Source organism: Paenibacillus sp. Soil724D2 (assembly GCF_001427935.1).
Taxonomy (GTDB): Bacteria; Bacillota; Bacilli; order Paenibacillales; family NBRC-103111; genus Paenibacillus_E.
Genome location: NZ_LMRY01000045.1, coordinates 240,259 through 264,273 on the forward strand (window position 1 = coordinate 240,259; position 24,015 = coordinate 264,273).

General features: G+C 42.1%; 21 protein-coding genes and 1 pseudogene. 8 read left to right on the forward strand and 14 right to left on the reverse strand.

Going from position 1 to position 24,015, the window contains the following annotated elements:
- On the forward strand, positions 1-1,104 hold the full coding sequence (locus ASG85_RS27870) for a GerAB/ArcD/ProY family transporter (RefSeq protein WP_057305823.1): 1,104 nt from the start codon (positions 1-3) through the stop codon (positions 1,102-1,104).
- Positions 1,101-1,304, forward strand: a complete 204-nt coding sequence (locus tag ASG85_RS27875; protein WP_057305824.1) for a hypothetical protein — start codon at positions 1,101-1,103, stop codon at positions 1,302-1,304. The genes ASG85_RS27870 and ASG85_RS27875 overlap by 4 nt, the downstream gene beginning before the upstream one ends.
- Positions 1,305-2,141: 837 nt before the next feature.
- On the opposite strand, the pseudogene ASG85_RS37320 reads toward ASG85_RS27875, so the two are convergent.
- The 4 genes and pseudogenes from ASG85_RS37320 to ASG85_RS27890 all read right to left on the reverse strand — a co-directional run.
- Positions 2,142-2,329 (reverse strand): annotated as a pseudogene (locus ASG85_RS37320) (Rrf2 family transcriptional regulator); the annotation flags it as partial.
- Between the two features lie 17 nt (positions 2,330-2,346).
- Positions 2,347-2,568 carry a DUF896 domain-containing protein gene (locus tag ASG85_RS27880; protein ID WP_060648412.1) on the reverse strand — a complete coding sequence of 74 codons (222 nt, stop codon included), beginning with the start codon at positions 2,566-2,568 and terminating at the stop codon, positions 2,347-2,349.
- Between the two features lie 20 nt (positions 2,569-2,588).
- Entirely contained in the window at positions 2,589-3,581 is a 993-nt protein-coding gene (locus ASG85_RS27885; protein WP_060648413.1) for an LLM class flavin-dependent oxidoreductase, read from the reverse strand.
- A 346-nt stretch (positions 3,582-3,927) separates the two neighbouring features.
- Positions 3,928-4,608 (reverse strand): NAD(P)H-dependent oxidoreductase, encoded by a 681-nt coding sequence (locus ASG85_RS27890; protein ID WP_057305827.1) that lies wholly within the window; start codon positions 4,606-4,608, stop codon positions 3,928-3,930.
- A gap of 279 nt (positions 4,609-4,887) precedes the next feature.
- Here ASG85_RS27890 and ASG85_RS27895 point away from each other — a divergent pair, with 279 nt between their 5' ends.
- The gene (locus tag ASG85_RS27895; RefSeq protein ID WP_060648414.1) at positions 4,888-5,472 is read left to right on the forward strand and encodes a TetR/AcrR family transcriptional regulator; all 585 of its coding nucleotides are present in this window, start codon (positions 4,888-4,890) and stop codon (positions 5,470-5,472) included.
- Positions 5,473-5,580: 108 nt separating this feature from the next.
- Here the strand turns inward: ASG85_RS27895 and ASG85_RS27900 are convergent, their stop codons facing one another.
- Positions 5,581-6,144, reverse strand: coding sequence for an HAD family hydrolase (locus tag ASG85_RS27900; protein ID WP_200961713.1), 564 nt, complete (start codon positions 6,142-6,144; stop codon positions 5,581-5,583).
- A gap of 106 nt (positions 6,145-6,250) precedes the next feature.
- Positions 6,251-6,886 carry a DUF5677 domain-containing protein gene (locus ASG85_RS27905; RefSeq protein ID WP_057305830.1) on the reverse strand — a complete coding sequence of 212 codons (636 nt, stop codon included), beginning with the start codon at positions 6,884-6,886 and terminating at the stop codon, positions 6,251-6,253.
- Positions 6,887-7,093: 207 nt separating this feature from the next.
- On the opposite strand from ASG85_RS27905, the gene ASG85_RS27910 reads away from it, so the two are divergent.
- Positions 7,094-8,053, forward strand: coding sequence for a LacI family DNA-binding transcriptional regulator (locus ASG85_RS27910; RefSeq protein WP_057305831.1), 960 nt, complete (start codon positions 7,094-7,096; stop codon positions 8,051-8,053).
- Positions 8,054-8,288: 235 nt separating this feature from the next.
- Here ASG85_RS27910 and ASG85_RS27915 read toward each other — a convergent pair whose 3' ends face one another.
- From ASG85_RS27915 to ASG85_RS27935, 5 genes are all read right to left on the reverse strand, one after another.
- The gene (locus ASG85_RS27915) at positions 8,289-8,696 is read right to left on the reverse strand and encodes a carbohydrate ABC transporter permease (protein WP_268795927.1); all 408 of its coding nucleotides are present in this window, start codon (positions 8,694-8,696) and stop codon (positions 8,289-8,291) included.
- Positions 8,697-8,739: 43 nt separating this feature from the next.
- The gene (locus tag ASG85_RS27920; protein ID WP_082562425.1) at positions 8,740-9,711 is read right to left on the reverse strand and encodes a formylglycine-generating enzyme family protein; all 972 of its coding nucleotides are present in this window, start codon (positions 9,709-9,711) and stop codon (positions 8,740-8,742) included.
- Positions 9,712-9,743: 32 nt separating this feature from the next.
- Positions 9,744-10,280, reverse strand: coding sequence for a chromate transporter (locus ASG85_RS27925; RefSeq protein WP_060648415.1), 537 nt, complete (start codon positions 10,278-10,280; stop codon positions 9,744-9,746).
- A gap of 17 nt (positions 10,281-10,297) precedes the next feature.
- Positions 10,298-10,948: a chromate transporter gene (locus ASG85_RS27930; RefSeq protein WP_063860401.1), complete on the reverse strand. Its 651-nt coding sequence runs from the start codon at positions 10,946-10,948 to the stop codon at positions 10,298-10,300.
- A 249-nt stretch (positions 10,949-11,197) separates the two neighbouring features.
- A complete protein-coding gene (locus ASG85_RS27935; RefSeq protein WP_060648605.1) occupies positions 11,198-12,709 on the reverse strand; it encodes a sulfatase in 1,512 nt (503 codons plus the stop codon).
- A 130-nt stretch (positions 12,710-12,839) separates the two neighbouring features.
- Here ASG85_RS27935 and ASG85_RS27940 point away from each other — a divergent pair, with 130 nt between their 5' ends.
- Entirely contained in the window at positions 12,840-13,676 is an 837-nt protein-coding gene (locus tag ASG85_RS27940; RefSeq protein ID WP_060648416.1) for a helix-turn-helix transcriptional regulator, read from the forward strand.
- A gap of 69 nt (positions 13,677-13,745) precedes the next feature.
- Here the strand turns inward: ASG85_RS27940 and ASG85_RS27945 are convergent, their stop codons facing one another.
- Positions 13,746-16,061 carry a helix-turn-helix domain-containing protein gene (locus ASG85_RS27945; protein ID WP_057305835.1) on the reverse strand — a complete coding sequence of 772 codons (2,316 nt, stop codon included), beginning with the start codon at positions 16,059-16,061 and terminating at the stop codon, positions 13,746-13,748.
- Positions 16,062-16,277: 216 nt separating this feature from the next.
- Here ASG85_RS27945 and ASG85_RS27950 point away from each other — a divergent pair, with 216 nt between their 5' ends.
- The 3 genes from ASG85_RS27950 to ASG85_RS27960 are packed head-to-tail and all read left to right on the forward strand — an operon-like array spanning position 16,278 to position 19,435.
- Positions 16,278-17,606: an ABC transporter substrate-binding protein gene (locus ASG85_RS27950; RefSeq protein ID WP_060648417.1), complete on the forward strand. Its 1,329-nt coding sequence runs from the start codon at positions 16,278-16,280 to the stop codon at positions 17,604-17,606.
- Between the two features lie 31 nt (positions 17,607-17,637).
- Positions 17,638-18,588, forward strand: coding sequence for a carbohydrate ABC transporter permease (locus ASG85_RS27955; protein WP_060648418.1), 951 nt, complete (start codon positions 17,638-17,640; stop codon positions 18,586-18,588).
- A 1-nt stretch (position 18,589) separates the two neighbouring features.
- A complete protein-coding gene (locus ASG85_RS27960; protein WP_057305838.1) occupies positions 18,590-19,435 on the forward strand; it encodes a carbohydrate ABC transporter permease in 846 nt (281 codons plus the stop codon).
- Positions 19,436-19,511: 76 nt separating this feature from the next.
- On the opposite strand, the gene ASG85_RS27965 is transcribed toward ASG85_RS27960, so the two are convergent.
- Together ASG85_RS27965 and ASG85_RS27970 are read right to left on the reverse strand one after the other, a co-directional pair.
- Complete coding sequence (locus ASG85_RS27965) at positions 19,512-20,942, reverse strand: LamG-like jellyroll fold domain-containing protein (RefSeq protein ID WP_060648419.1); 1,431 nt, start codon at positions 20,940-20,942, stop codon at positions 19,512-19,514.
- 165 nt (positions 20,943-21,107) lie between these two features.
- Entirely contained in the window at positions 21,108-23,996 is a 2,889-nt protein-coding gene (locus ASG85_RS27970; protein ID WP_060648420.1) for a fibronectin type III domain-containing protein, read from the reverse strand.
- Positions 23,997-24,015: the final 19 nt, after the last annotated feature.

Here is a 24,015-nt window from a genome sequence, read left to right on the forward strand (position 1 = left end):
ATGGAATCCGACCGGCTCAGCGCGTGGCAGTTTCACTTGTTGACGCAAATCTATGTCATCGGCACTGCGTTTATTTTGCTCCCCGGCCCGATCATCGCGAGCGCAAAACAATATGGTTGGGTTGTCGTCATTTGGGCGACCTTGTATGGGTTGGTGCTTGCTTTCGGCTACTTGTACCTTGCCAAGCTGTATCCAGGAAAAACACTTGTCGAGATCGCTTTGCAGGCATTCGGCAAGTGGGCCGGCGGCCTCGTCTCGTTACTGTATATCGTTTTTTTCATCCAAATCGCATCGTGGGTAACCCACAATCTTGGCGATTTCATGCATATTAATCTCATGCCGCTCACACCTATTTCTGTATTCCATATCATGATATTGCTCGTCAGTGCGTACGCCGTGTCGAAGGGGATCGAATCAATCGCCTTGGTGAACGAACTTCTGGTGCCTTACCTCTATTCAGCGTTCTGGGTTCCGATAGTCATCATGCTGCGGGAGTGGAAGTGGCGCTATTTTCACGTCGCCTACCCTTTCCAGCTGAGCGACGTCGTTATTCAAACCCGATACGTGCTGGCGTTCCCCTTTATGGAGACGGTGGCGTTTTTGATGCTTATTCCATTCGTGCAGAGGAAAGTGAAAATCGCGTTTATTACGGGAATCGCTGTCGCCGGCGCAATGTTGACCGCTTGCGTTTTTATTTCGATTGGGGTTCTAGGCGTGTATCGCGGCCAGCAGTTGGTTTACCCAATCTTTTCGATGTTCCGCGAAATGAGATTTACCGGCTTCATCGAGCATTTGGAAGCGATTCTGGCTGTGAATATCGTGCTGGTAGTATGTATTAAGCTGTGCATACTATTCTATTGCGCCGTTTTGGGCGTCTGCCAGCTGTTCAAAATTGAGAGGCGAAACATCGTCATTTATCCGATGGTGTGGGTCATTTCTGCGTATTCGATGCTGTTTATAAATAACATCGAAAATCTCGATTGGATAAAAAAATATTTGTTCGAATACTACTTCTTATTCGCCGTGGCTCTTCCCGTCCTCTTCATAGTAGCGGCCAAATGGAGAAATAACGGTCGGCGGATGAAGAAGGACGGCTCTACATGACGATTTTGGTCGCCGTCTATGCCTTAACCATCGGAATCGGTTATGCGATGCGAAAATTCGGCAATTACAACGGCAAAGAGACAACAGTTTTCTTCTCAATCGCAACTATCGGAGCCGTTTTGTGGCTCAGTATTATTCTGCGTCATCCATTAGATTTGAATGATGCGATCGCCTTCATCATCGAGCGGATCCTGCCTTAAATTCGCCAAATTATTATTTTACGTAATTAAAATAAAGGGCCGGTATCCCCAAAGATGCCGGCTTCTAGTTTTTATGTACTTACTAATATCTAAATTTATTTTCGTGCGAAATGCGCCGCTAGTATGGATTTTGTATATTACCCCTTCATCTGATTCATTTTTGGCGACTATTTCACGGCATATGACTGCTCTCATATAGAAAAATATCCGTTAAAAACTAAACCCCGAGGGAGTGTCTCTTACTAGTCCCATTCCAAAATAGAACAATAACTTTGATTAATAGTGTATATAGAGTAACTATTCCAAATGGATTACTGATTACATAACGTTCTTCGTCCTTAGTCCTTTTATTATAGATTGATTTATCAATGGTAGTTGGTTCAGTTGAAGCGCAGTCGCTCTAGGACAGAATATGGGGTCCCACCCACATTTTAACGAGAATATACGCTAAGCAAATTTCGACATACACTGAGTTTGATTTTCTATTCTAACTATGACATTTTTTGTAACGATTAGGGGTACGACCTAGATACAAGAAACAACGGGTCATAACTGTACTTCCAGTTATGACCCGTTTATAAAATAGTAATGCACCTTTGATTTATACGTTTTATATATTCGTAAAATTATCAATATATCAACCATTCAAATATAGATCATCCGTTAATTACGAGCACATTCCGTCCCATTTCTCTGTTCTTCCATTCCGGTTTTAAAATCAAAAGTTACCACTCTAACAAACATTAAATCCCCTTATTTAGAACATATATTACCAAGAATCAATTTTTAGTAAGAGATTTCTTTGAAGAGGTATTATTAAGTGTCTGGTGCAATAAAGCGAATATTTTCAGGAACAGCTTGTAATCGAAAGCCTCCTTTTACACCAGGCACTGAAGAAACAAGCCCTGCTCGTACAAGTTTTCTCATTAATTTTTGAAGATAAGTTGGAGAATAACCTGCTTAGGTAAACAATTAAGCAACAAAAAAGCAAATACAGCTTGTTCCACGCCAGCCGTCATTTTCATGCGTCATCATTCTTTTTTTAATGATTGTTTTGCTGATCTTTTTTCAATTTTTCAGGTGTAACATCATTACCTAAAGGGTCTAATATTGTTAACCCTTTAACTGTGCTGATTACTTGTCCACGAATAATTTGAAGATATTCTAGACGTAATTCTTGACGCTCCTTTAATTCTGTTTGTGTTAAACCATCTTCTTTTTGTTTTTTAGCTAATATATTAATTCGATTTAAAATTTCAATCATTTCTTTCTCCGCCTTTCTTTTTATAAAAGTTCTTGTGCAAGTAATCGATAAGACTGTAGTCTTGCTTCATGACTATGACTGATTGTCCCAATCATAGCTTCATTAATACCAAAATTTTGATCATGTGCGCGTAATGTATTTGCAACATCTTTTGCACTCCCCACTAAGAATCGTTTACGGTTATTCTGTATATGCATCTTATCCATTTCGGTATAAGAATAATTTAATGCTTCCTCAGGAGATACTACTTGAAAAGGCATCCCTTTATCTAATAATAATAAGTTTAAATCTAAACTAGCTGCATGATATTCAGCTTCTTCATCTGTTTCTGCCACCATCACGAAATAACCAACATTAATTTGGGGGTTTTGCATAAACTCCGAAGGAATGAAATTTGTACGATAAGACTCCAACGTTTCGGTAGATAATTGTCCACTAATGAATTGAGCAAACGAATATCCAATACCGAATCGTCCTGCTTGTGCAGCGCTGTTGCCACTAGATCCTAATAACCAAACTTCAGGTAATGGAGCACCCAATGGAGCTGCCAGTGTACGATTATATAGATGGTCAACAGGCATCGTTTCTGACATAAACATCATCGTTTCTACTAATTTATCGTACTGGTTGAACAGGTTCGGTTGTTTTCCTTCATGTAATGCAATAGTAGAAAATTGATCACCACCGGGTGCACGGCCTACACCGAAATCAATTCTATTAGGGTATAATGTCGTTAATGTTTTAAATATTTCTGCCATTTTTAATGGCGAGTAATGCATCAGCATGATTCCACCAGAACCAACACGAATATGGTTTGTCACTGATGCAATATGGGCAATTAATATTTCAGGTGAAGCACTAGCTAAGTTTGCAGATCCATGATGTTCGGAATACCATATTCTTTGATATCCTAAACCATCTACTAATTGAGCTAATTCAATAGTATTTTGTATAGTTTCATGAGGAGCCTGCCCATTTGAAACTGGAGTTTGATCCAAAACGCTTAATTTCATAAAAAAACCTTCTTTCGTAGTTAATATAGATACTTAATACCCATAATTGGAGCGTATTTTCATTTCAATATTGATTTAATAAAAGTTTCTCCCGATTCCTCTTTACTTTTTATTGTGCCTTTAGTATTTGGGAAACCTCCTTGTCGATGGTCGCCCTTACAGAACCATAATATCCCTGTACACTATTGCTGATTCTGTCTTTAATTTCTTCTGTCATATACCCCGCATCTACAGCTTTTTGATTGATTTTATCAGCGTCTTCCCACTAAACCCTTATAGTCATTTGCTTTCAGATAATACTTAATACTTCCGATATATCGCTCTCTTTCCAACCTGTCTGAAATCATTAATTAATCCACTGCACAATATCCTTCATGTCTTTTCTCCCTCTAGGGAATGCAGGCTCATTTGCTCGGTATCCAAATGCAACCATAGCCGAAACAGCTAAGTGACCATCCTCTAGTAAGTTTTCTTCCGCAAGGAGTTTTTCTACCTTATCGATATAAAATCCTTCTATTGGACAAGAGTCAATTCCTAGTAACGCTCCTACAGTCATCATATTGGCAAAGGGAAGAAAGGTTTGTCTTTTAGCCCAATCCAATGCTTTTTGCTCATTTTCAAACAGATTTTGTTGGTTTACTTGGAAATTTCTTATACCCTCTATTATTTGATCAGATATTTCATCTGGAACACCCATAACATTAAGCCATTGATTTTTTACATATTCTGAGTCGTACCTTGTATCCTCGCTTGCTCTTGAAAGAATGATAACGAAATGGCTCGCAGTTGGCAGATGACCTTGTGCGCCTGGAGAAATTTCTTTTAGCTTTTCTCTGAATTCCTGATTTTGGACAACGAGGAATTTCCAAGGTTCAATGCCACATGAGCTTGGTGAAAGTCGGGCTGCTTCTAAGATTACATTAAAGTCTTCCTCTGAGATTTTTTTTGTTGGATCAAAGGTCTTTATAGCACGTCTAAAATTAAACGCATCAAGAATTTCTTGTCTTTTTATCACTCTTTGTGTCATATTCAAACACTTCCTTCTTAGTTGTTTTAGATAAGCTATCCATCGATAAGAAAAAAATATTAGCATATATTTCCCTTATTTTTGAAGAGATTGACCTACTCATCCAGTTGTCAAATATTAAAAATGTAGAATCCAACATGTTTTGTATAAACAATGGATGTTGTATACTCGATTCTAAAATAGAATTCATTTATTCTCAATCATCAGTTTTGGTGTTTTATCGCCTATACAACAAACAAATTAAATTGTTGTCTATTCATATAAAAGAGAGGGATAAATATGGAAGAAATGAAAGTAGATCCACGTATTATACGGACAAGAAAATTGTTAATGGATGCCTTTATGAAAATAGCTCAAAAAAAGGAGTTCAAAGACATTACAATAAAGGACATTACGGAGGAAGCAACCGTAAATCGTGCCACTTTTTATTCTCATTTTCAAGATAAATACGACTTAATGGATGCCTCCATTACAGAAGATATATTAGAAAGCATTGTGAAACACTTGAATCATTACGATAGGTTAAATGAAGAGACTATTGTAAACATCTTTTTTACATTAACTAAGTTTCATACAAAAAAACGTACAGAATATAGCTCACAATGTAGAAGAAGTATGGAATCCTTTTATTCAATAATTGAACAAAAAATAAAAAAAGAACTGGGAGAATTACTTTATACCCTATTTTTAAAACAACAACTTAGCTTGGATTCGGAAGCCTTAAAAATTGGTACTACTGTGTTGAGTTGGGGAATTTACGGAGCATCTGTGGATTGGGAAAATAATAGTTCTCTTTCAGCAGAACAATATATAAAAAAAGCCTTACCTTTTATTTTGACGGAAATAAATAATTTTAAAGGATGATTATTGACCCCAAGAAATTTCAATAATGCTATCATGGATTAGAACTTTGCACCAGAACCAGCATAACTAAATGTATGACTCTTTTGCGCTACTCAAGGGATGAAGAGCCTAAGAAACTTCGTTTTCGATAGTTTGCTTAATGAATTGCGTAAATTCTTTTACATCAGCAAAGAGCCAATCGGGATGCAAGGCCAAAAGTTCTTCTTGATTAGTAGTCTCGGCCCACGCAGCAGATACAATGGGTACCCCAACTTCTCGGGATTCAATAATATCACTTGGAGAATCTCCCACATATATACACTCTACAGGAGCAACTCCTAATTGATTTAAAACATTTTTTATTGCTTCTACTTTTCTTGACCCCCGAGGAGAACCTGTTTCAATAAGATCAAAATAGGAATGAATCCTAAACATAGAAAGTGTAATACCTGTTCCCCGTTCTCCCTTGCCAGTAACCAGAGCCAAATGGACATTATGGTTTTTTGCATAATCTAATACTTCTACAATTCCAACAAAGGGTGTAGCACACATCGTATGCAAATTTTGATAATGCGATAGGAAACTCTCGATCACCTCTTCGTATTGATTAGGAATTAATGCATGTATTATTCCTTCTTCGGAAGGACCAAAGGTATCTCTAATTTCCTGATCAGAAAACGTTCTGCCAGCCAATGGTTCAATGGATTTTTTTTAAGCAGCAATACATAACGGTAACGTATTTCCAATCGTACCATCAAGATCAAATATGATACATTTCAACATATGCATTCTCCTTTTTTTAAAATGCGTAAACTCCATTCATATCCACTAACAATAAATCCAATTTATTCTTCATAGTTTTACTTAGCTCATTATCATTTGGATTAGTTTCAAGAGCGCAACCGAGTATGATAGCTGCTAAGTGACATGATTTTGTAAGCATATCATCTGCGTTAAAGGGGACGGGGCCTGCAGGAAGAAAGAGTTCCCCAAGATCCGTGCTTAAATGCGGATACATACAACTTGAATAGGGCATGTAGACGGAATTGAACCAATATTGCATTTTTGTTTCATTCGCCATAGTTAAAATATCCGAGTTTTGTTCATCCTCTCGGACTAAACCAGTATCATCTATAAACTGAAAAACTCGCTCTTCCGGATTCTTTATAATAAATTTCAATGTAATTGTATATTCAACCATCATACGTAATACAGAATAAGCCTCATCACAAAAACCGGAAACTAACAAAAGACGTAGTGCAATTTTTGACTTATGAAATCTGGTTATAAAGTATGACGATAAATGAGAAAGTAAGTTATGTGGAATTTGTTCTTCTATCAGATAAAGATCAATTAATTCGACCCAATCATCATAAAATTTCAATAACTTCCAATGATTACTTTTCATTTCCATAACGACTTCTTTGTTGTACATAATCCACTCACCCCCATTCATAAAATATGACTCGTTCAATTCATTAATAATTTGTCTACAATAGCAATGTAATTTATGAAACGCGTTCCATGTCAACTTTTATTATTTGCTTAAAAAAAGTACAGGATTATACTTAAATAATACTTGTTTGAAGTAAACTTGAATTGAAAAGTAAACTGTTGATTCTTTTGAAGGAATGGTGACATTATGGCGAATATTAAAGATATCGCTAAACTTGCTGGAGTGTCGGTTACAACAGTGTCTCGAGTCATTAATGGGCATCCTTACGTAAGTACGATCAAAAAAGAAGCTGTCAGACGAGCAATGGAGCTGGCCAACTACGAGCGTAATATCAACGCTGTTCATTTAAGTAAAGGAAAAACGAATCTTATAGGTGTCGTAGTCCCATCCATAAGACGTCCTTTTTTCGGAATGGTAGTTGAAGGAATAGCGGATGAGGCAATAAAAGATAATTATAAATTAGTGCTCATCCAGACAAACTATGAAATAGAGCGAGAAATGGATGCTCTAATGATGCTGAAGCTAAAACAAATCGACGCTCTCATTATTTGTTCAAAAACAAGCGATTGGGATATTGTAGAGGAATACGTACGATATGGTCCAATTATTGTGTTAGAAGACGCCCGCGGCAGAAACGTGTCCTCCATGTTTATTGACCATTATAAAAGCTTTTCCAGAGCATTATCATATTTAAGAAGCAAAGGTCACCATAAAATCGGCTATTGCCTGGCAAGAAAATCTAGTCCCAACAGCGAACAAAGAGAAGCAGCTTACAGAGATTTCTATTCCAATTTGAATGAAACTTTTGACCCGAATTATATTTTTTATGATTGTGTTCACCTGGAAGATGGGGAATGGATTATGCAGCGAATCATAAAAATGGAGGACCCTCCAACCGCACTTTTGGTTACTAGCGACCAAGTAGCAGCCGGAATTTTAACTTATTGCAAGGAAAATGACATAGGAGTACCGGATAAACTTGCAATTGTAGGATTTGATAACCAACCTATTGCTAAAATTATGAATATCACGACTTTTGAAATTCCCATTGTTGAGATCGGAAGAAGATTATTTCTTCAAGTTATTGACGGAAGCCATTTTCATGAAGAAATTCCAATTAATTTGATAGAACGTCTAACCGTATAGACTAAGCGGAGTTATTGTAAGATCATAATAAAGAGCAACGGCAGCTAAGGACTGTGAAATAGAGTCCTAGACTGCCGCTGCATTTTTTGAGCTATCAGTATCCGTTAGAGTTCAAGGCGTTTGATTGTGTGTTGAAGTCAATGCTTTCCAAATTGAAACTTGAAACATGGCTCCAATTGGGTCGAGCAACAGAATCTGCTGCGGCAGTTGGGTTGCATGATTTTATGGAGGATATTTACCCTTTGAGCGCTCCGGCTGTTAGCCCTTCTCTAATATGTCGTTGAAAAAAAATGTAGATTAAAAACACAGGAATAACAGAAATGACTAACGCCGCGAACAGGATTCCCCAATCGACACTGTACTGCATCTCTCCCTGCATGAAAACAAGACCTAATGAAACCGTATATTTTTCCGGGGAGTTTATAAGAGTCATAGGAATAATGTAATCGTTCCAGTATGTAAGTGCGTTCATAATGCCTACGGTGATTAAACCCGATCGAGACAGCGGCAGCATAATTTTGAAGAAAGTGCCGAATATACCACAGCCGTCGATTGTGGCCGCATCCTCCAGTTCTTTAGGCAGTGCTTGAATAAAGCCGGATAAAATAAAAATCCCAAACGGAATCTGCATGACCGAATACACAATCGTCAAACCGATCAAAGTTCATCGCGACATAAAAGTGTAATTAAGCATCCGCAGCACAACGAAAACCTATATTTCCCGCAGAACTGTCGGGTGTATTCTTACTCCGTGCCGCCACACGATATCGATTGCAATAGGAAGCATGGCACAAGTACGAACCTCCCCTTAGAACCCTGTTGTCTCCAGATGGAGGCCCAGTGGGGTTATCCTTTGCGCCATTGGTATGATAGGTAGGACTAAACCAATCCGAGCACCACTCCCACACATTACCAGCTACATTGTAAAGGCCGTATCCGTTTGGTTCAAAGGATCTGGCAGGCGCCGTGCCCGCATACCCATCACTAGCATGATTTTTCTCTGGGAACTTTCCTTGCCAAATATTGCACATATGCCGTCCGCCCGGTTTCAAAATATCCCCCCAAGGGTATCTCTTCTGCACCAGTCCTCCTCGAGCAGCAAACTCCCATTCAGCTTCTGTCAATAGTCTTTTCCCTGCCCATCGGCAATATGAAACTGCATCATTCCAGGAAACATGGATGACCGGATGGTCCATCCTACCTTGGATTCCAGAATCAGGACCTTCGGGATGAAGCCAGTCAGCGCCATTTACTACCCACCACCATGGAGTTTGTTGTGCCGAATTTTTCACATGCAACGTAGTTGCTTCAGAAACAAAAAGATGAAAAACATAGGACCACCCAAAGGTTTCAGCTTCGGTTTGAAAGCCTGTATCCTCAACAAATCTCTTGAATTCTTCATTCGTTACCGTCGTAGCATCGATGTAATAAGGATTAACAGAAATTTCTCTGACAGGCCCCTCACCATCAGCTGGGAATCCTTCTTGATCATCAGTCCCCATCAAAAACTTGCCACCAGGCAAATAAATCATGCCATCCGTTTGGCATTTTAATTTTGTATGAACCTGCAGGGTATTGAATAAATGTTCGTGGCTTGCCTCAGTTTGATGAATAGCGCTCCGTCTTGCTGAGCAGCATGACGGTTTATTGGTTACCATACGAAACGCCCCTTTCACTTTTGTAAATGTAACTAGCTGAATAATGCAATACCGATTAAGGCAGAAAGGAAGATAGCGGTTAATGGGTACATTTTATATTTCAGTACTGCAACGAAAACACCTGCAGCCATCACAGCTATTATCACATTTTTCCACGTAAACAAGATTCCGGCTTTGCCAACGAAACCAAAATGAATCGCTGCATATGCAATCAAACCCGTTACGACAGGCTTAAGCCCATAGTAGATAGAGCGTACTTGTTTATTCTGATCCATCCGGTAGAAGAACGAAGCGATAATGACAATAATGAATAGTGACGGTAAAACAATACCAATTGTGGAAACTGTTGCACCGATCATACCCGCTGTTTCATAACCAATTAATGTAGCAGTGTTCGTTGCAATCGGGCCCGGTGCCATTCCTGCCAAGGCAACAGAATTCGTGAATTGCTCTGCGGTAAGCCAATGATGAGCAGCTGTTTCATGTTGAATAACTGGAATCATCGCATAACCGCCGCCAAAAGACATAAAGCCAATTTTAAAAAAAGTCAGGAATAACTCCCATAACATGCCTCCACCTCCTGCGGTTAAATCCCTTCAGCAAAAAAATACTCGTACTTGGCATAGCCTGTTCCATGAGAAGAAACCAGGGCTTTCTCTCCTTTTTCTAACCGAACATCAAATCCAATCGCTTCTTTTACTTTTACCAATACGATGCCAATAAATAAACCAATGAGAATCACGTACAACGGATGAACTGGCAAAGACAATAAAATAATCAAAGTGATTATCGCAGTAACCAAGGTTGTTTTATCAAAAATAGCGGATTTGCCCATGTTGTAAGCTGCTAAAGCAATTAATCCGATAATGGCAGCATGAATGCCTACCAACGCAGCCTCTACCTTAGGGTTACCCTGTATGTAAGTAAAAACAAGACTAAGCAAAAGAGCAATTAGGAATGTAGGGAGTGTAATACCAATAACAGCCGCGACCGCCCCGGGAATTCCGGCCAATCTGTACCCAATGAACGCCGAAGCGTTAACACCGATTCCTCCAGGTGCCGATCCCGCGATGGAGATGAGATTGGATATATCTTTCTCAGGAATCCATGCCCGTTTGATGACGACCTCTCTCTCAATGACCGAAATCATGGCGTAACCTCCACCGAAAGTGGCTGGTCCAATCTTCAAAAACGTACAGAAAATATCCCAAATGACTCTGAAGCGATTAATTCCCATCAAGTAACCTCCCGAATATGTTTTCATGAATACACTAATTTCGCCGTATTTTTATATAAGTAATGACCATTAATCCGATTATATCAATGAGTTAAATCCATTTCAGAACTATGTTAATTCATAATTGGAAGTATCATACATAATCGGAAGTATCATAATCGGTCCAACTGGCTGTCCCCTGATATCGAAAAAAGAAAGAGCCGAGAGCAAATGCACCCAACCCTTTAAATGGGTAACTCTAATTGCCGGTTAAGCGTGCCAAATGCGTGGCATAGGCATCGATTCTTTTCCTAACTCCGCCCAAGCGTATTTCAAAAGCAATTCGGATTTAAGTGCTGCGTATTGCGGCTCATTCCAAAGGTTATTGAGCTCTCCGGGATCCTCTTGAAGGTCGAAGATTTCACCGTACGTTTGATTATAGTAAATGGTAATTTTGTACCGTTCATCGACATACGTCTTCTGATGAATGGTCGTTGGCTCGTGCCGGAACTCGCAAATGGCATGTTTTCTGGCTTCCGATTGTGTACCGAGCCAGACACCGCTTTGATCCACCCCTGTCATTGCTGAAGGAATCGGAATACTGGAAAGCGACAGGAGTGTAGGTGCAAGATCGACAAGTGATTGAATCGCCGGTGAGATACGGCCTTCCGGGACATGGGCAGGATAACGGACAATAAAGGGCAGCTTGATCAAATCTTCATAGTGAAAGCCGCCTTTGTACTGCAGCCCATGCTGACCAAAGAAGTGCCCATGGTCGGTCGTAAACACGACAATCGTGTTGTCTGCAAGCCCGAGCTCATCCAGCTTATCGAGAATGTTGCCGATATATTTGTCCATACAGCTGATCATTCCGTAATAAGTCGCAACTAGTTTTTTACGTTCGTCCGGGGATTGCATAGAATGAGATTGGTAGCCGTGAATCCCTTGACCGGTTTCGCGCCATGCGGAGAAATCAGGATTCTCCTCCTGTGTCATCCGGAAGTGCGGCGGATTCCGGTCATGCTCTCCTGGCGTGATCCCCGGTATCGTAAGCTGGTCCGGATCATACATCGTGTCCCAAGGCTCAGGCACAAGATAATCTGGATGCGGATCGAAGAAGCTCGACCATAGGAAGAACGGTTCGTTATTCTCCTTGTACTGCTCGAGCAGAGCATTTGACCGTTCAGCAATCCAAGTATTGTAGTGAAACTCTTCCGGTATCGGCCATTTGTGTAAAATGCTATTATCCATCGTGCCAGTTGGAGGGAGAAAATAATCACGCCAATTCTTACAGCCCTTTTCTTCCATCCAAATGGCATAATGCTGGCCTATATGCGCTTCATTTGTATGATTTCGGGCCAACTCTACATGGTCAAAGCCGTAGAAAGGCCCATTAAACTTCCTCCATTTATCCAAATCCTGAAGCAACGGGTATGCTTCAAGCGAAGGATACTCTTCTGTAGAGCGCAAGGGTTGAAAGTGCGCCTTACCGATCAAAGCCGTTTGATAACCGTTCCTGTTGAAATCCTCACCAACGGTATGCCGGTCTTCCAGCAGCTTGGTGCCGAGTGTCCACGCCCCGTGTTGACTCGGATACATGCCGGTAATGATCGACGCCCGAGTCGGAGTACAAGTCGGATTCGGACAATACGCTCTCGTAAACGTAGTCCCTTCTCGAACCAATCGGTTTAGATTAGGGGTATGGATTTCCTCGTTAAACGCTCCAATTGTATTCCAATGCTGTTGGTCACTGGTAATAAGTAAAATGTTGGGTTTGTTCACAAACTTCAGCTCCTCTAACAATTCATTATTTCCCTTGTAAATATGGTATACTAAACCTTGTCTATCTGAAAATAACAAGATGACTAGACTTGTCATTTTGTCTTGAAAAATTTCGAAAAAGGTGATGAGGATGCAGGAGTACGCTCATGAATACGCCGATGTTTGGTATGCCCTTCCTACCCCGCTGCAAACTTCAGGCGGGTGCTGGATCGTACGGGCAGGCCGAAACAAGGCTAAGCCTCATTATGAAGTAGGACCGAAAATCATTCGTCAATTCGGTATTCATTTTGTGTTGAATGGTGTTGTCAAAGTGTCGGATGACGGGGTGGAGAGCGTTCTGGAAAAAGGGGACTTATTCTGTCTCTTTCCAGGCCGTTCTTACACGTACTGGTCTATATCCGGGGACAAGCCGCCACTTCAGATGGCTTGGCTGGCAGTAGATGGCCCCCAGGCTCCATTATTGCTTGCTGAAGCAGGGCTTTCTCCGGAATCGTTTTTTGGCAGACAAATGATGGACCATCGAGTGTGGGGGACTCTTCGCCTTATTTTTCGGGGATATGAAACGGAGAATGTGGACCCTCTGAAGGAACAAAGCTTGTTAATGGAACTTTTTTGGAGATTGAAGAAGCTGACGCAGTCAGAAAAGCAAAATCCGAAACCCCATTGGTTGGCAAGAGTAAAAGACTACTTGGAACTCCATTGTACCGAGCAAATCACAATCGAAATGGCTTCTAGTTACGCCGGAGTTCATCGTTCGCATCTGTATGCTTCCTTCAAGGAAGCATACGGCTGTTCCCCAATGCAATACCTGCAGCAGCTTCGAATGGAACAAGGTGCCCAGCTGCTCAAGCAAAGCAGTCTTTCGGTGACCGAAATCGCACTTTCCCTCGGTTATCCCGATTTATATTCGTTTAGCCGGGCATTTACGAAATTTTACGGGTTATCCCCAAAAACATTCCGTGGTTAGGAGTGCGCCAAGCTAAAAAATGACATTCAAACCATTGTTAGTTTGAATGTCATTTTTTAGCTTGGAATTTTATGGGACTCTCTTTTTCCGGTATTCCCCCGGAGTAATCCCCTCTATCTTTTTGAAAAAACGGATATAGCTGTTTACATTGTTGTAGCCAACCGCCATGGAGATATCATTCAAGTTCATATTTGTATCCATTAACAGATTTTTACTTTCTTCCATTCTTTTCAGTGTTAAATATTCAAGGATAGTTTGACTCTTATGCTGCTTGAATATACGGCTCAAATAAGAAGAGTTTAAGCCTACACCTATGGCAATCATTTCGATAGACAAGTCTGTTTGATAGTGTGTATGAATGTAAGCAACGACTTTTTCTACGGTTTTATTGTTTTTATTGTCCTGTTCTTGAATATATGTTGTGATTTGCGCAACAATACCCGAGATCCACTGGTGAATATGATCAATAGTCTCCCGTTTGGCTAGCTCCCGGTAAAGTATGATATCTGGACCGAATAATTGACGCGGGTGGCCATTATGCTCAAGTAAAGCTTCAATACTAGCTTCAAGTACACGATTATAAGCCATATAAACCGATTCTGACTGAAGCTGCTTTTGTGTAATTTCCGTTTTCAGCTTTTCCAGAATTGACAATACCTCTTTCGTGTTTCCTGCCTTTAGGTTATTAGTGATCTGCTTTTCAGTCTGCAACAATGGATAATAGATTCCATCCTTCTCTTTATTCTGTATTTCGTACAGAAGTACAGATTTAGCACCATGGAGAAGCTTGCTTTTAAGTACCTGGAGTGCCTCTTGATAAGATTTATGCGATTGAGTGATGTCCAGATAGACACTGCCTATGCCGATCGAAACCGATAATTTTAATAGTTCACCTATGACAGACTGCATATGCCCAGCGAGCTCCCGAAGCTCTTCCGCCTCCATCATATCGAACACATTAATAATAACGGCCTGCTGGTACTCCGATACATCCGTGATGATAAATCGATAATGTGTTTGGATCTGAATCAACTCTGAAATGATATTTGCGATCGCAAATCGGTACAAATTCAGATCTTTGCTTGAAAAACGCTGTGCTAATTCGGCAGCATAGTCCATTTCGACGACGATGACAACATACCCTCGAAGAGACAACCCCAATCGATAAAGTTCGATCTGCTCCTTAATGTCCCTTGAATCGGTTAACCGATCATGCAGCAGCGCCATTGCGAAGCGATCGAGCATAGCCGGGGTCTGTTTGCGAAAATGCTGATCCAACAGCTTTTTTTCCCCTACGGCCGTCTTCAGTACATCGGATACTAAACTCAGTTCATTTGTATGATGTAACGGATTTTCTAAAGAGAGCTCGTCCATGTATGTTCTCGCTCGCTCCATCAATTGTTTGATCGGATCGTACATTTTACGTGAAAGCCAATATGAAATCGCAATACCAATTATGCTTAACAACACGCAGAATCCTAATGTGAGCCACCCAATATAGGATAGTCTTTCGTAAATATTGGTTAGGGGCGTTTGGGACACAAGCCTCCATCCATTCCATATTGGGGTCGAATAAGCGACCAGCAAATGCGGATGATGCGCTTTGTCTGTAAAAAAGCCCTCACCTATAGTTGAAGCAACTTGCTTCATATTTGCTTGAGTCACGTCATTGCCAACATTCACCTGCTTGTATGACGTAATAAATTGACCGTCCGAAGCGACGATATACGTGTTCATGTGCGCAATATTTTGCATTTGCGTAAGCAGTTCCTGCAGTTGATCCTCATAAAGATGTATCGCCAGATATCCGATTTTGTTATGGTAGCTGATAGGTACCTTGCTAATATATGTGATAATACTTTTTTCCTGTTCGTCATTATTGCTCATGAGCCTGGGGGGAAGCCAAAGATGGTCTTGATCCGTTCTGCGAATCGCCTCCACCCATCGGTCAGCCATGTTGCCTTGGTAAGGATGAATGAGCCTATCTGAAGAAATCATAACCTGGCCGGATTCGAAAAAGAGCTGGATGGATTGAATCTTCTGATCCTGCGCGACGGCTTGCTTGAGCATATCTTGAAACTCATTAAGCAAGTAACGATTGTCATTATCGGCGGAATAACTGTTTAATCTCCCATCCATGCCAATACCCACGGTCAGCGAATTGATTCTTCTTAATGTATCGTCAAAGGTTGCCACCGTGTGCCGCAATGAATTGATATGAGAATGGCTGATTTCATCTACAGCCGTGTAGAAAGCAAGACGATATGAAAAGAAACCGATTCCAATAACAGGCATGAGAATAACAATTATATAGGAGATGAAATATAACAACAGCAACCGATTCGTTTTTTTCCATTGTATCCATTGCCGAGTAAATGTTCTCATGATAGTTACCTTTCTTTCTATGCAATATGCGTTAATTATGCCATACCTTATCCCGTTTATGATATAAAGAGTCAGAAAATCATGACGCACGTCAGTAATATATGATGCCGAGATATGACTTTTCGAGATGAACATACGAATACTTCCCATATACAGCTAAGAATCCAGAACGATATGATTAATGTGCAAGTCAACTACATGTCAGGGGGATTAAAAATGAAAAAATATTTAGGCATTGTATTAACGAGCTGCTTAACTGTTTCATTATTAGCTGCTTGCTCGTCACATGGAAATACACCGAGTGAATCACCAAAAGGGAATGATCAAGCATCTGCACCAAGCACTTCCAGTTCACCCGTTACGTTAAAGTTCGCAAGCTGGAGCATTAATGAAGCAGCAACCAAAGATGCACTGCAGCAAATGGCTGACACCTATATGAGTCTGCATAAGAATGTCAAAATTGAATTTATAGGTATTCCGTTCGGAAACATTAAAGATCAAACCTTTGTGATGGCATCAAGCGGCGATGCGCCAGATATCATCCAAACATTCACCGCTTCATTCCCTACCTATGCCGCCTCCGACATCGTGGAACCGCTTGACGACTTGTTAGGCAAAGATTACGTAAACGATCTACTTCCTTCCTATAAGGATGATTACACTTATAATGGCAAGCTGATGGGTATTCCGTGGGCAGCTTCGCCTTACGTACTGTATTGGAATAAGGATCTGTTTAAAAAAGCGGGACTGGAGCAAAAACCGCCGAAAACCATTGATGAAATGCTGGATATCGCACGAAAAATTTCCAAGTTAAAAACCGACAGCGGAGAAAGTATATATGGGCTGGGCGAACCGACGGATAAACTGCCTATCAACGGGATGATCTTCTTGAAGACGCTTTACAGCTTTGGCGGCTCCATCTTAGATACGAACGGTAAGGTAAACGTAAATACACCGGAAACCATCTCTGCCTTCAAGTATTATCAGACATTGATAAGCGAGAACTTGTCGCCACAGGCGGCGAAACTGAAAGACCTGCGCAATCTGTTCGCAATCGGTCGTCTCGGCATGTATGCGGACGGATATTATGGTAAAGCCGTATTCCGTTCATTAAGCGGCAAAGGCGAAGCGTTCGACAGCACTTGGGAAGCAGCTCTGATGCCTGCTGGCAAATCAGGCAAAAGCGTTTCCATAGGCGAAGCCCATGGACTCGTCATCACTAAAGATTCCAAAAATAAGCAAGAAGCAGTCAATTTCATCAAGTTCTTAACCGACAAAGACATGATGCTGCTCTATCATCAAAAGAGTGATGTCGTTTCCGCCAGAAAATCGGTCAGCACACTGCCTGAATTCAACAATACTCCTTTCGATAAAGCGTTAAACCAACAAATGAATGCTATTAACGCATTACCGAAAAATAATCAAGGCCTAGAGCAATCATATCTGGATATGGCGGATTCCATTCTAAAAGTTACTATTGCTAAAGAAACGCCGGAAAAAATAGCGGCTGATTTGGATGCTAAGCTTAAACAAACGCTGAAATGAACCCTTATAGAAAGAAGTGAACAACTTAGCCATGCTATTCAAAGTGAGTATGAAACTCGAGAAACCTTTCAGAAATGCCTGGTTATCGAGTCGTGCCAAAGACAGATGGTTTCTTTTCTTTTTGTTAGCGCCACCTATGGTGCTGCTGCTGCTGACCCTCGGCATTCCCATCGTCAAATCGATTTATATGAGTTTCTTTGATGTCACACTGGTGCGAATGAATGACTACAGGTGGAATAACTTCGCCAACTACTTACATTTGTGGACCGAAAATGACTTTATTCAAGCCCTGCGAACAACTTTGTTATATGTCGTAGGCGTCGTGATTCTTCAATTTGTACTAGGTATCCTCCTAGCATTGATGCTCAATCAAGTGGTTCGAATGCGTAAATTGCTGCGTACTGCCATCCTGATTCCATGGACGATTCCAACAATTGTAGTAGCATTATTATGGATGTGGCTGTTTCAGCCTCAATACGGTGTTTTGAACTATATCCTTGTAAGTTGGGGGATTATCGATAAACCTTACGAATGGCTGAGCAGTCTCCATCTTGCATTGCCGGCTGTTATGGTGGCTGCCCTTTGGCGCCAGCTGCCATTCATGAGTACCATGCTGCTTGCCGGTATGCAAGGAATCTCCGCGGATATTTATGAAGCATCCAAAATTGACGGAGCCAACCGACAGCAAACGTTCTGGTACATTACGCTGCCGCAGTTGAAGAATACGATCAAAACGGTCACCTTGATCGCCATGATCGAGAATTTCAAAATGTTTCCGTTATTCTGGATTATGACCGGCGGAGGACCGCTGAACGCAACCACGACCTTAGCGATTCTAAGCTATAAGACTGCGTTTATTAAATTAAATCTAGGCGAAGGCGCAGCAATTGGAGTCTTATGGCTTATATTACTACTCTTCGTATCTTGGGGATATAATAAGCTATTTTCAATTGGTGAAGACAACCAGGTAAGGGGGCACTAACATGAATAACACCTGGAAAGAACGATTGCTACGTTTGGTCGCTACCCCTGCTCTGCTGGCCGTTTATCTCGCATTTTTTCTATTTCCCCTCTATTGGATGGCAATCACGTCATTAAAACGCAATTCAGAGCTTTTCGCGCTGCCGCCTAAATGGATCTTCATTCAACCTGTCTTTGAACATTACGTCAAACTGTTAAGTGAATCGGCATTCATCATCTATTACAAAAATAGCCTGATCGTCAGCCTGTCGACAACGTTATTAACGCTGCTGCTTGCCATCATGGCAGGGTATGCCTTCTCTCGGTTCCGTTTTCCTTTCAAAGGCTTCGCCATGCTAACGATTATGTCGACGCAAATGCTGCCCGTCGTTTCCTTGCTCATCGCGCTGTATGCGATGTATAAATCTTATGGGCTCCTTAACACCCATTTAGGGCTCGTTATTGCACTCACGACATCTGCGCTGCCATTCTCCATCATGATGTTGAAAGTATTTTTCGATAATATTCCCATCTCTTTGGAGGAAGCTGCTAAAATGGACGGCGTAAGCCGTACGGGGATCCTATTTCGTATCGTGATGCCTTTATCCAAGCCCGGTATCTTTGCAGTGGGCATCTATTCGTTCATCATGTCTTGGGACGACTTGCTGTATTCTCTCACACTCATCACCAAGGATGCTATGCGGACACTAAATCCTGGTATTTCCATTCGTTATATGGGCGAAGTCGCCTACGATTGGGCAAACATTATGACGGTTTGCGTCGCTTCCACCATTCCCATCATGCTGCTATTCTTATTTTTTCAAAAATATATGGTCTCCGGCATGACCGCAGGTGCGGTTAAGGAATAAAAAAATAAAGAAAAGCGCCATATCGACCCGAACAATCGATACGGCGCTTTAAATTTTATGCGGTAACAACTATAGTTTAGGAGCCTGTTATTAAAATTATATCCTCTTTCTGAAGCGGAACAGAATAAACGCGCACATTCTTGATGCCTCCGTCAAAAGCTGATTTACCTCCTTGATCGCCAAATGCATCCGCACCAAATCTTCCTCCGTAGCCACCTGCACGATCATGAGCTTTTACTAAGGCAAATGAAGCACTACCTTCAGCAATAGCTGCGCCGTTCACATATAGGCATAGCTTCCCTTCATCATAGGTCACGGCAATACTGTGCCATTGTGACAGTTCCATTAGACCGAGCTCACCGGAAACAATCAACCTGTTTCCGTGGGAGCATACAGCCCCTTCCAAACGGCCATCCTGGATACGAAGTGCAAGACCGTTATCTGAATCACCTTCATCCAACAAAACATGAGTACCTGAAACAGACTGCGGCTGAATCTCCATCGTGACGGACCGCATGGAGAAGGCGTCGTGGAAAAAGCCCTCCGTTCCCTCCGCAGCAACCCTGACAGGCGAATAAGTAGGCGTCCTGTACTGTACCAGTAGTGCATACCTATCTAGCAGACGCTGAAGCTCCTGTTCGCTGATAGGAAACATGGTTGCATGTCTCGCGCGGTAAGGGAAGCGAATCATCCCCTCATCCAATTCGTTTGACCATTGGGTCATATCTGAAGATTCCATAACGCCGAACTTGCCATATGCCCAATAGTCATAAAATAACAGCCATTTCTTCTCTTTGTCGACCCAAAGAAATTCCGGCCCCTCCGTGTAATCCGGTGTTTGGACGTTCGGAATGATTTCATAGGGACCTTCCAACTGATCAGATACAGCTAAAAAGTTCATTGGCGGGTGCAGATATTTTAACGGCTCATATACATGACTTTCATCTTTAATGGCCATGAAATATTTCCCGTCATGCTCCGCCAGACTGGCGTCAATGGTTTGAAAGCCCGGATCATAGAACAATTCTGTCTTGGAGAATGTTTTCCAATCTTTAGTTCGCGTACAAAAATGCTTGCTGTTACTTAAATCTCCCCCTACGCTTGAAGCCCAGTAGATAATAAAATCTCCATTAGCTTGATCATAGGAAAACTCGGGTGCCCAACTGTTGACGGTATCAGGAATATCCTTCATGACAGGTAGCGCTCTTTCTTCTTTCCAGTGAATTAAATCGTCCGAAGTCGCATATCCAATCGTAGGTCCGAGTGGACGAATAGTAAATACGAGATGCCATTTTCCGTCCGGACCTTTACTAATATACGGATCCCTTAAAATTCCTTCACCTAAACTGGAAGCCCAGAGCGGTTTATTATTATTCAATTCATACCAATGCTTTCCATCACGGCTATAGGCATAATGCAATTTTTCTACCTTATGCGTCTGCCCAGGACCTGAGCGGAAATAGCCCATTAGAAATGCGTTTTGATTATTATTGCTTGATGTAAGCATCTGATGTGTACCCCTCTCGTGTTTGTACCTACGCTTAGTATATCGTTGTTCCTACGATTTCTTAATAGAGAAAGCGGTGCGACAGGTGAGGAAAAGGGACATCAAAATTCCCTCTTTCATTGAAGATTAGTGTCTACTTGACAGGTGTAACTTCACTGTCCCCCACTAATTTTTTCTTAACGTATTGGAGTAGTGATAGCTCTCTCCATTTGTATTGACCGCACGAATCCGATAATAGTAGACGGTGCCCGCGGTCAGCCCGCTATCGGTGTACGAGGTACCCGTAATTCCGGACTGAATGGCGGTGAAATTCGTGTGCGGCTGTGTGCTTCGGTAGACGGTATAGCTGTCCGTATTGTTGCGATACAGCCTTACCCAGTCGTACTTCGCTTGCACATTCAGGCTGTACAGACCTAATTTTCCGCTCGAATGTGTACTGTCGGTTGCGCTAAGAATTGGCCCGAGCTGTTTAACAGATCCCGTCAGTGTACTTCCCTCTACACGGAAATACATATGAAGCCGAGTCAGATCGAGCTCAGTCGCATTCGTATCAGTGAGCACCTGCGCCCGCGTTTTGCTTACAAGCACAGTCTCCGTACCGTTAACCACCTTTACGATTTTGAATTTGTCTTCATTTATATTGTATATGAATTTGTAATAGTTGGTATTGTCCACTATTCTTGCTGCCAGTCCGTATGCATAAGCTGTTTTCCCGGTCGCAGTAGCCGCCTGTTCAATCATGGCCTCCCCTTCGTAATCGCCGGTAGCGCTCGCGCTAAAGGTGGTCAATGACGTATTAGCTAAACTGGACTGATAGAACGAAACACCTCGCGTCAAATCGTTAACTACCGACCATATGCCAATATTCGGCGTCCATCCAGTCGATGTACCATCCTCAAAATATTTGTGGTACGTTTCAGTCCTGGTCGGTTCCCAGTTAATCGTAATTGCTGTGCTGGTCTCACTGCCAATCTGCGCATCGTGCGGAGCGAGAGGAAGGCTGCCCGCAGCAACGGCAGTTAACTCAGAAGAAGCGCTGCTCTCTCCAGCCCCGTTATATGCAGTAACGACAAAGTAGTAGGTCGTTCCAGGCGTCAGTCCCATCACCAACTGGCCAAGATTATTCCCGACATCAATCACGTTCGGATATGTTCCGGAGACGGTGCCGTACTTAACCTTGTAGCCGGTCGCTCCATTGACGCTCTGCCATTCGACGCCAATATTGCCGGACGTTTCGGCATAGGCTCTCCGTGCTAGAGGTGCCGTGGGAGCAGCAAGCTGAGCGCCTACTTCGTTGGACACCCCACTTTCGCCCGCAGAGTTGTAAGCCGTAATGACAAAGTAATAGGTTGAACCGTTCGTTAATCCCGTAACATTTTTGGTCAGCGCATTTCCGACATCTATCGTTGTAGGGTGGGAGCCCGAGGTTGTACCGTATTTCACCTTGTACCCTGTTGCATTAAGACTACTCTGCCATTTCAAATTGACAGCAGTGCTGCTTATATCGGCATATATGAGATTAGTGTTTCTTGGTATATCCGGCGTACCCGTTCCGTTCCATTCGACTCTCATGACACTGTAGGCGGGCACGAGAACAGGGTTCCCTGTTGACCCGGACTGTACCGCAATCGTGCTCGGCGCGACGTCCGTGTTAACTGCTAGCGGGTCGGTGCTGGTTGTGTACGTTTTTGTCATAGCAGCAGTAACATTAGAGCCGTTAACCTTAATTGTGACATCATGGGTGCTTGCCGATTTGTTTGTAATGACGACGTAGTTTTTGCCGTTATCTCCCTTGAATGCTTGGGCAAACAACGCGCTCATCGTTCCTGTGGTTTTATCTACTGTCGTTCCGCCGGTTACGGTTGTACCCCAAGCTGTAGTGCCTTGATTGACCGCACCATCCAGCACTTTGAGCGATGCGGAAGGCGCAGCGTAGAAAGAATTGAATGAAAGCGAAGGAATATCCACCGTATTCCCGTCTTGATACGCGTCCTCCAGCTTTGTCCCGAAATCGGTGCCAGGGGTAAAGAAGCCATTAGCCATTCGGTATCCGGCCAAATATGAAATATCTGGATGGGTAACCAATCGGAGAATGGACTCGCTTACATAAATCCCATGGTACTGGGTACTGTCAAGCAAGCCCCCCAGCTTCACTCCGTGCTCTCCGATAAAAATATTCGGGTTGGTAAAGTTGGCCGAATACGTGCTGTTGATAAAGGACACCCAATCATCCAAATATGTGTTTGCATCCTTCATAGCCACTGTGCTAGTAGCACCGTCTCCTCTGAACCTGTGTGTCGTAATCGCGTCCCAATAAGGAGTTGGATAATTGATCAGATCGTCGTCAAATGCCGCTACCTGCAAATTGCTCATCGATACGACCGTTTTTGCTCCCGGATATTCGCTCTTAATTACGTCATTAAACGTCTTTACACGATCCAAATAGTCTGTGCCGCTCTTGAATGCAGGTTGCTGGTTTCCGACCCCCTGTACATAGAACGATATTTCATTTCCTAACTCGAAATACACCACAGGAACATGGTTTTCATAGAGGTACTTCGCTAAGTCACGTGCCTGTTCTGGGTTATACTGCAGGACATTGACCATAATGACTGCTTTGGCGCCTGTCTGCTGAAGAAAATCCACATAATCAGATATCCTTTCATTACCTTTAGCAATCTGATAGCGCTTAGAATAGATTTGATTGTAATAGCGCCGATCTTCCTTTTGCGTTTGACCTGTAAATTCGGTATCCGTCAGTCCAAGCTTCCACGAAAAGGCGTTAGTAGGTGTTCCACCTGGCCATCTGACAAAACCGATACGCCCGTAGTCAATAGCGGCATTGATTAATTCTGGGTCATTAAATTTAATCGCGGTTCGTTCTGGTTCATTATTCACTCCTCTAAAGTCGGGGTTGTAAGAAGTAACCGTACTCGTATCGATATCGATCGTTGCTGTATAATCTGCAGCTTGCACTGTGTTATGGAATGGCGAAGCAAACATGCTTGATGCAATCATGGCCAGGACCAGAGCAGATTTCGCTAATTTTTTCAATTCTATTCCTCCTCGTGAA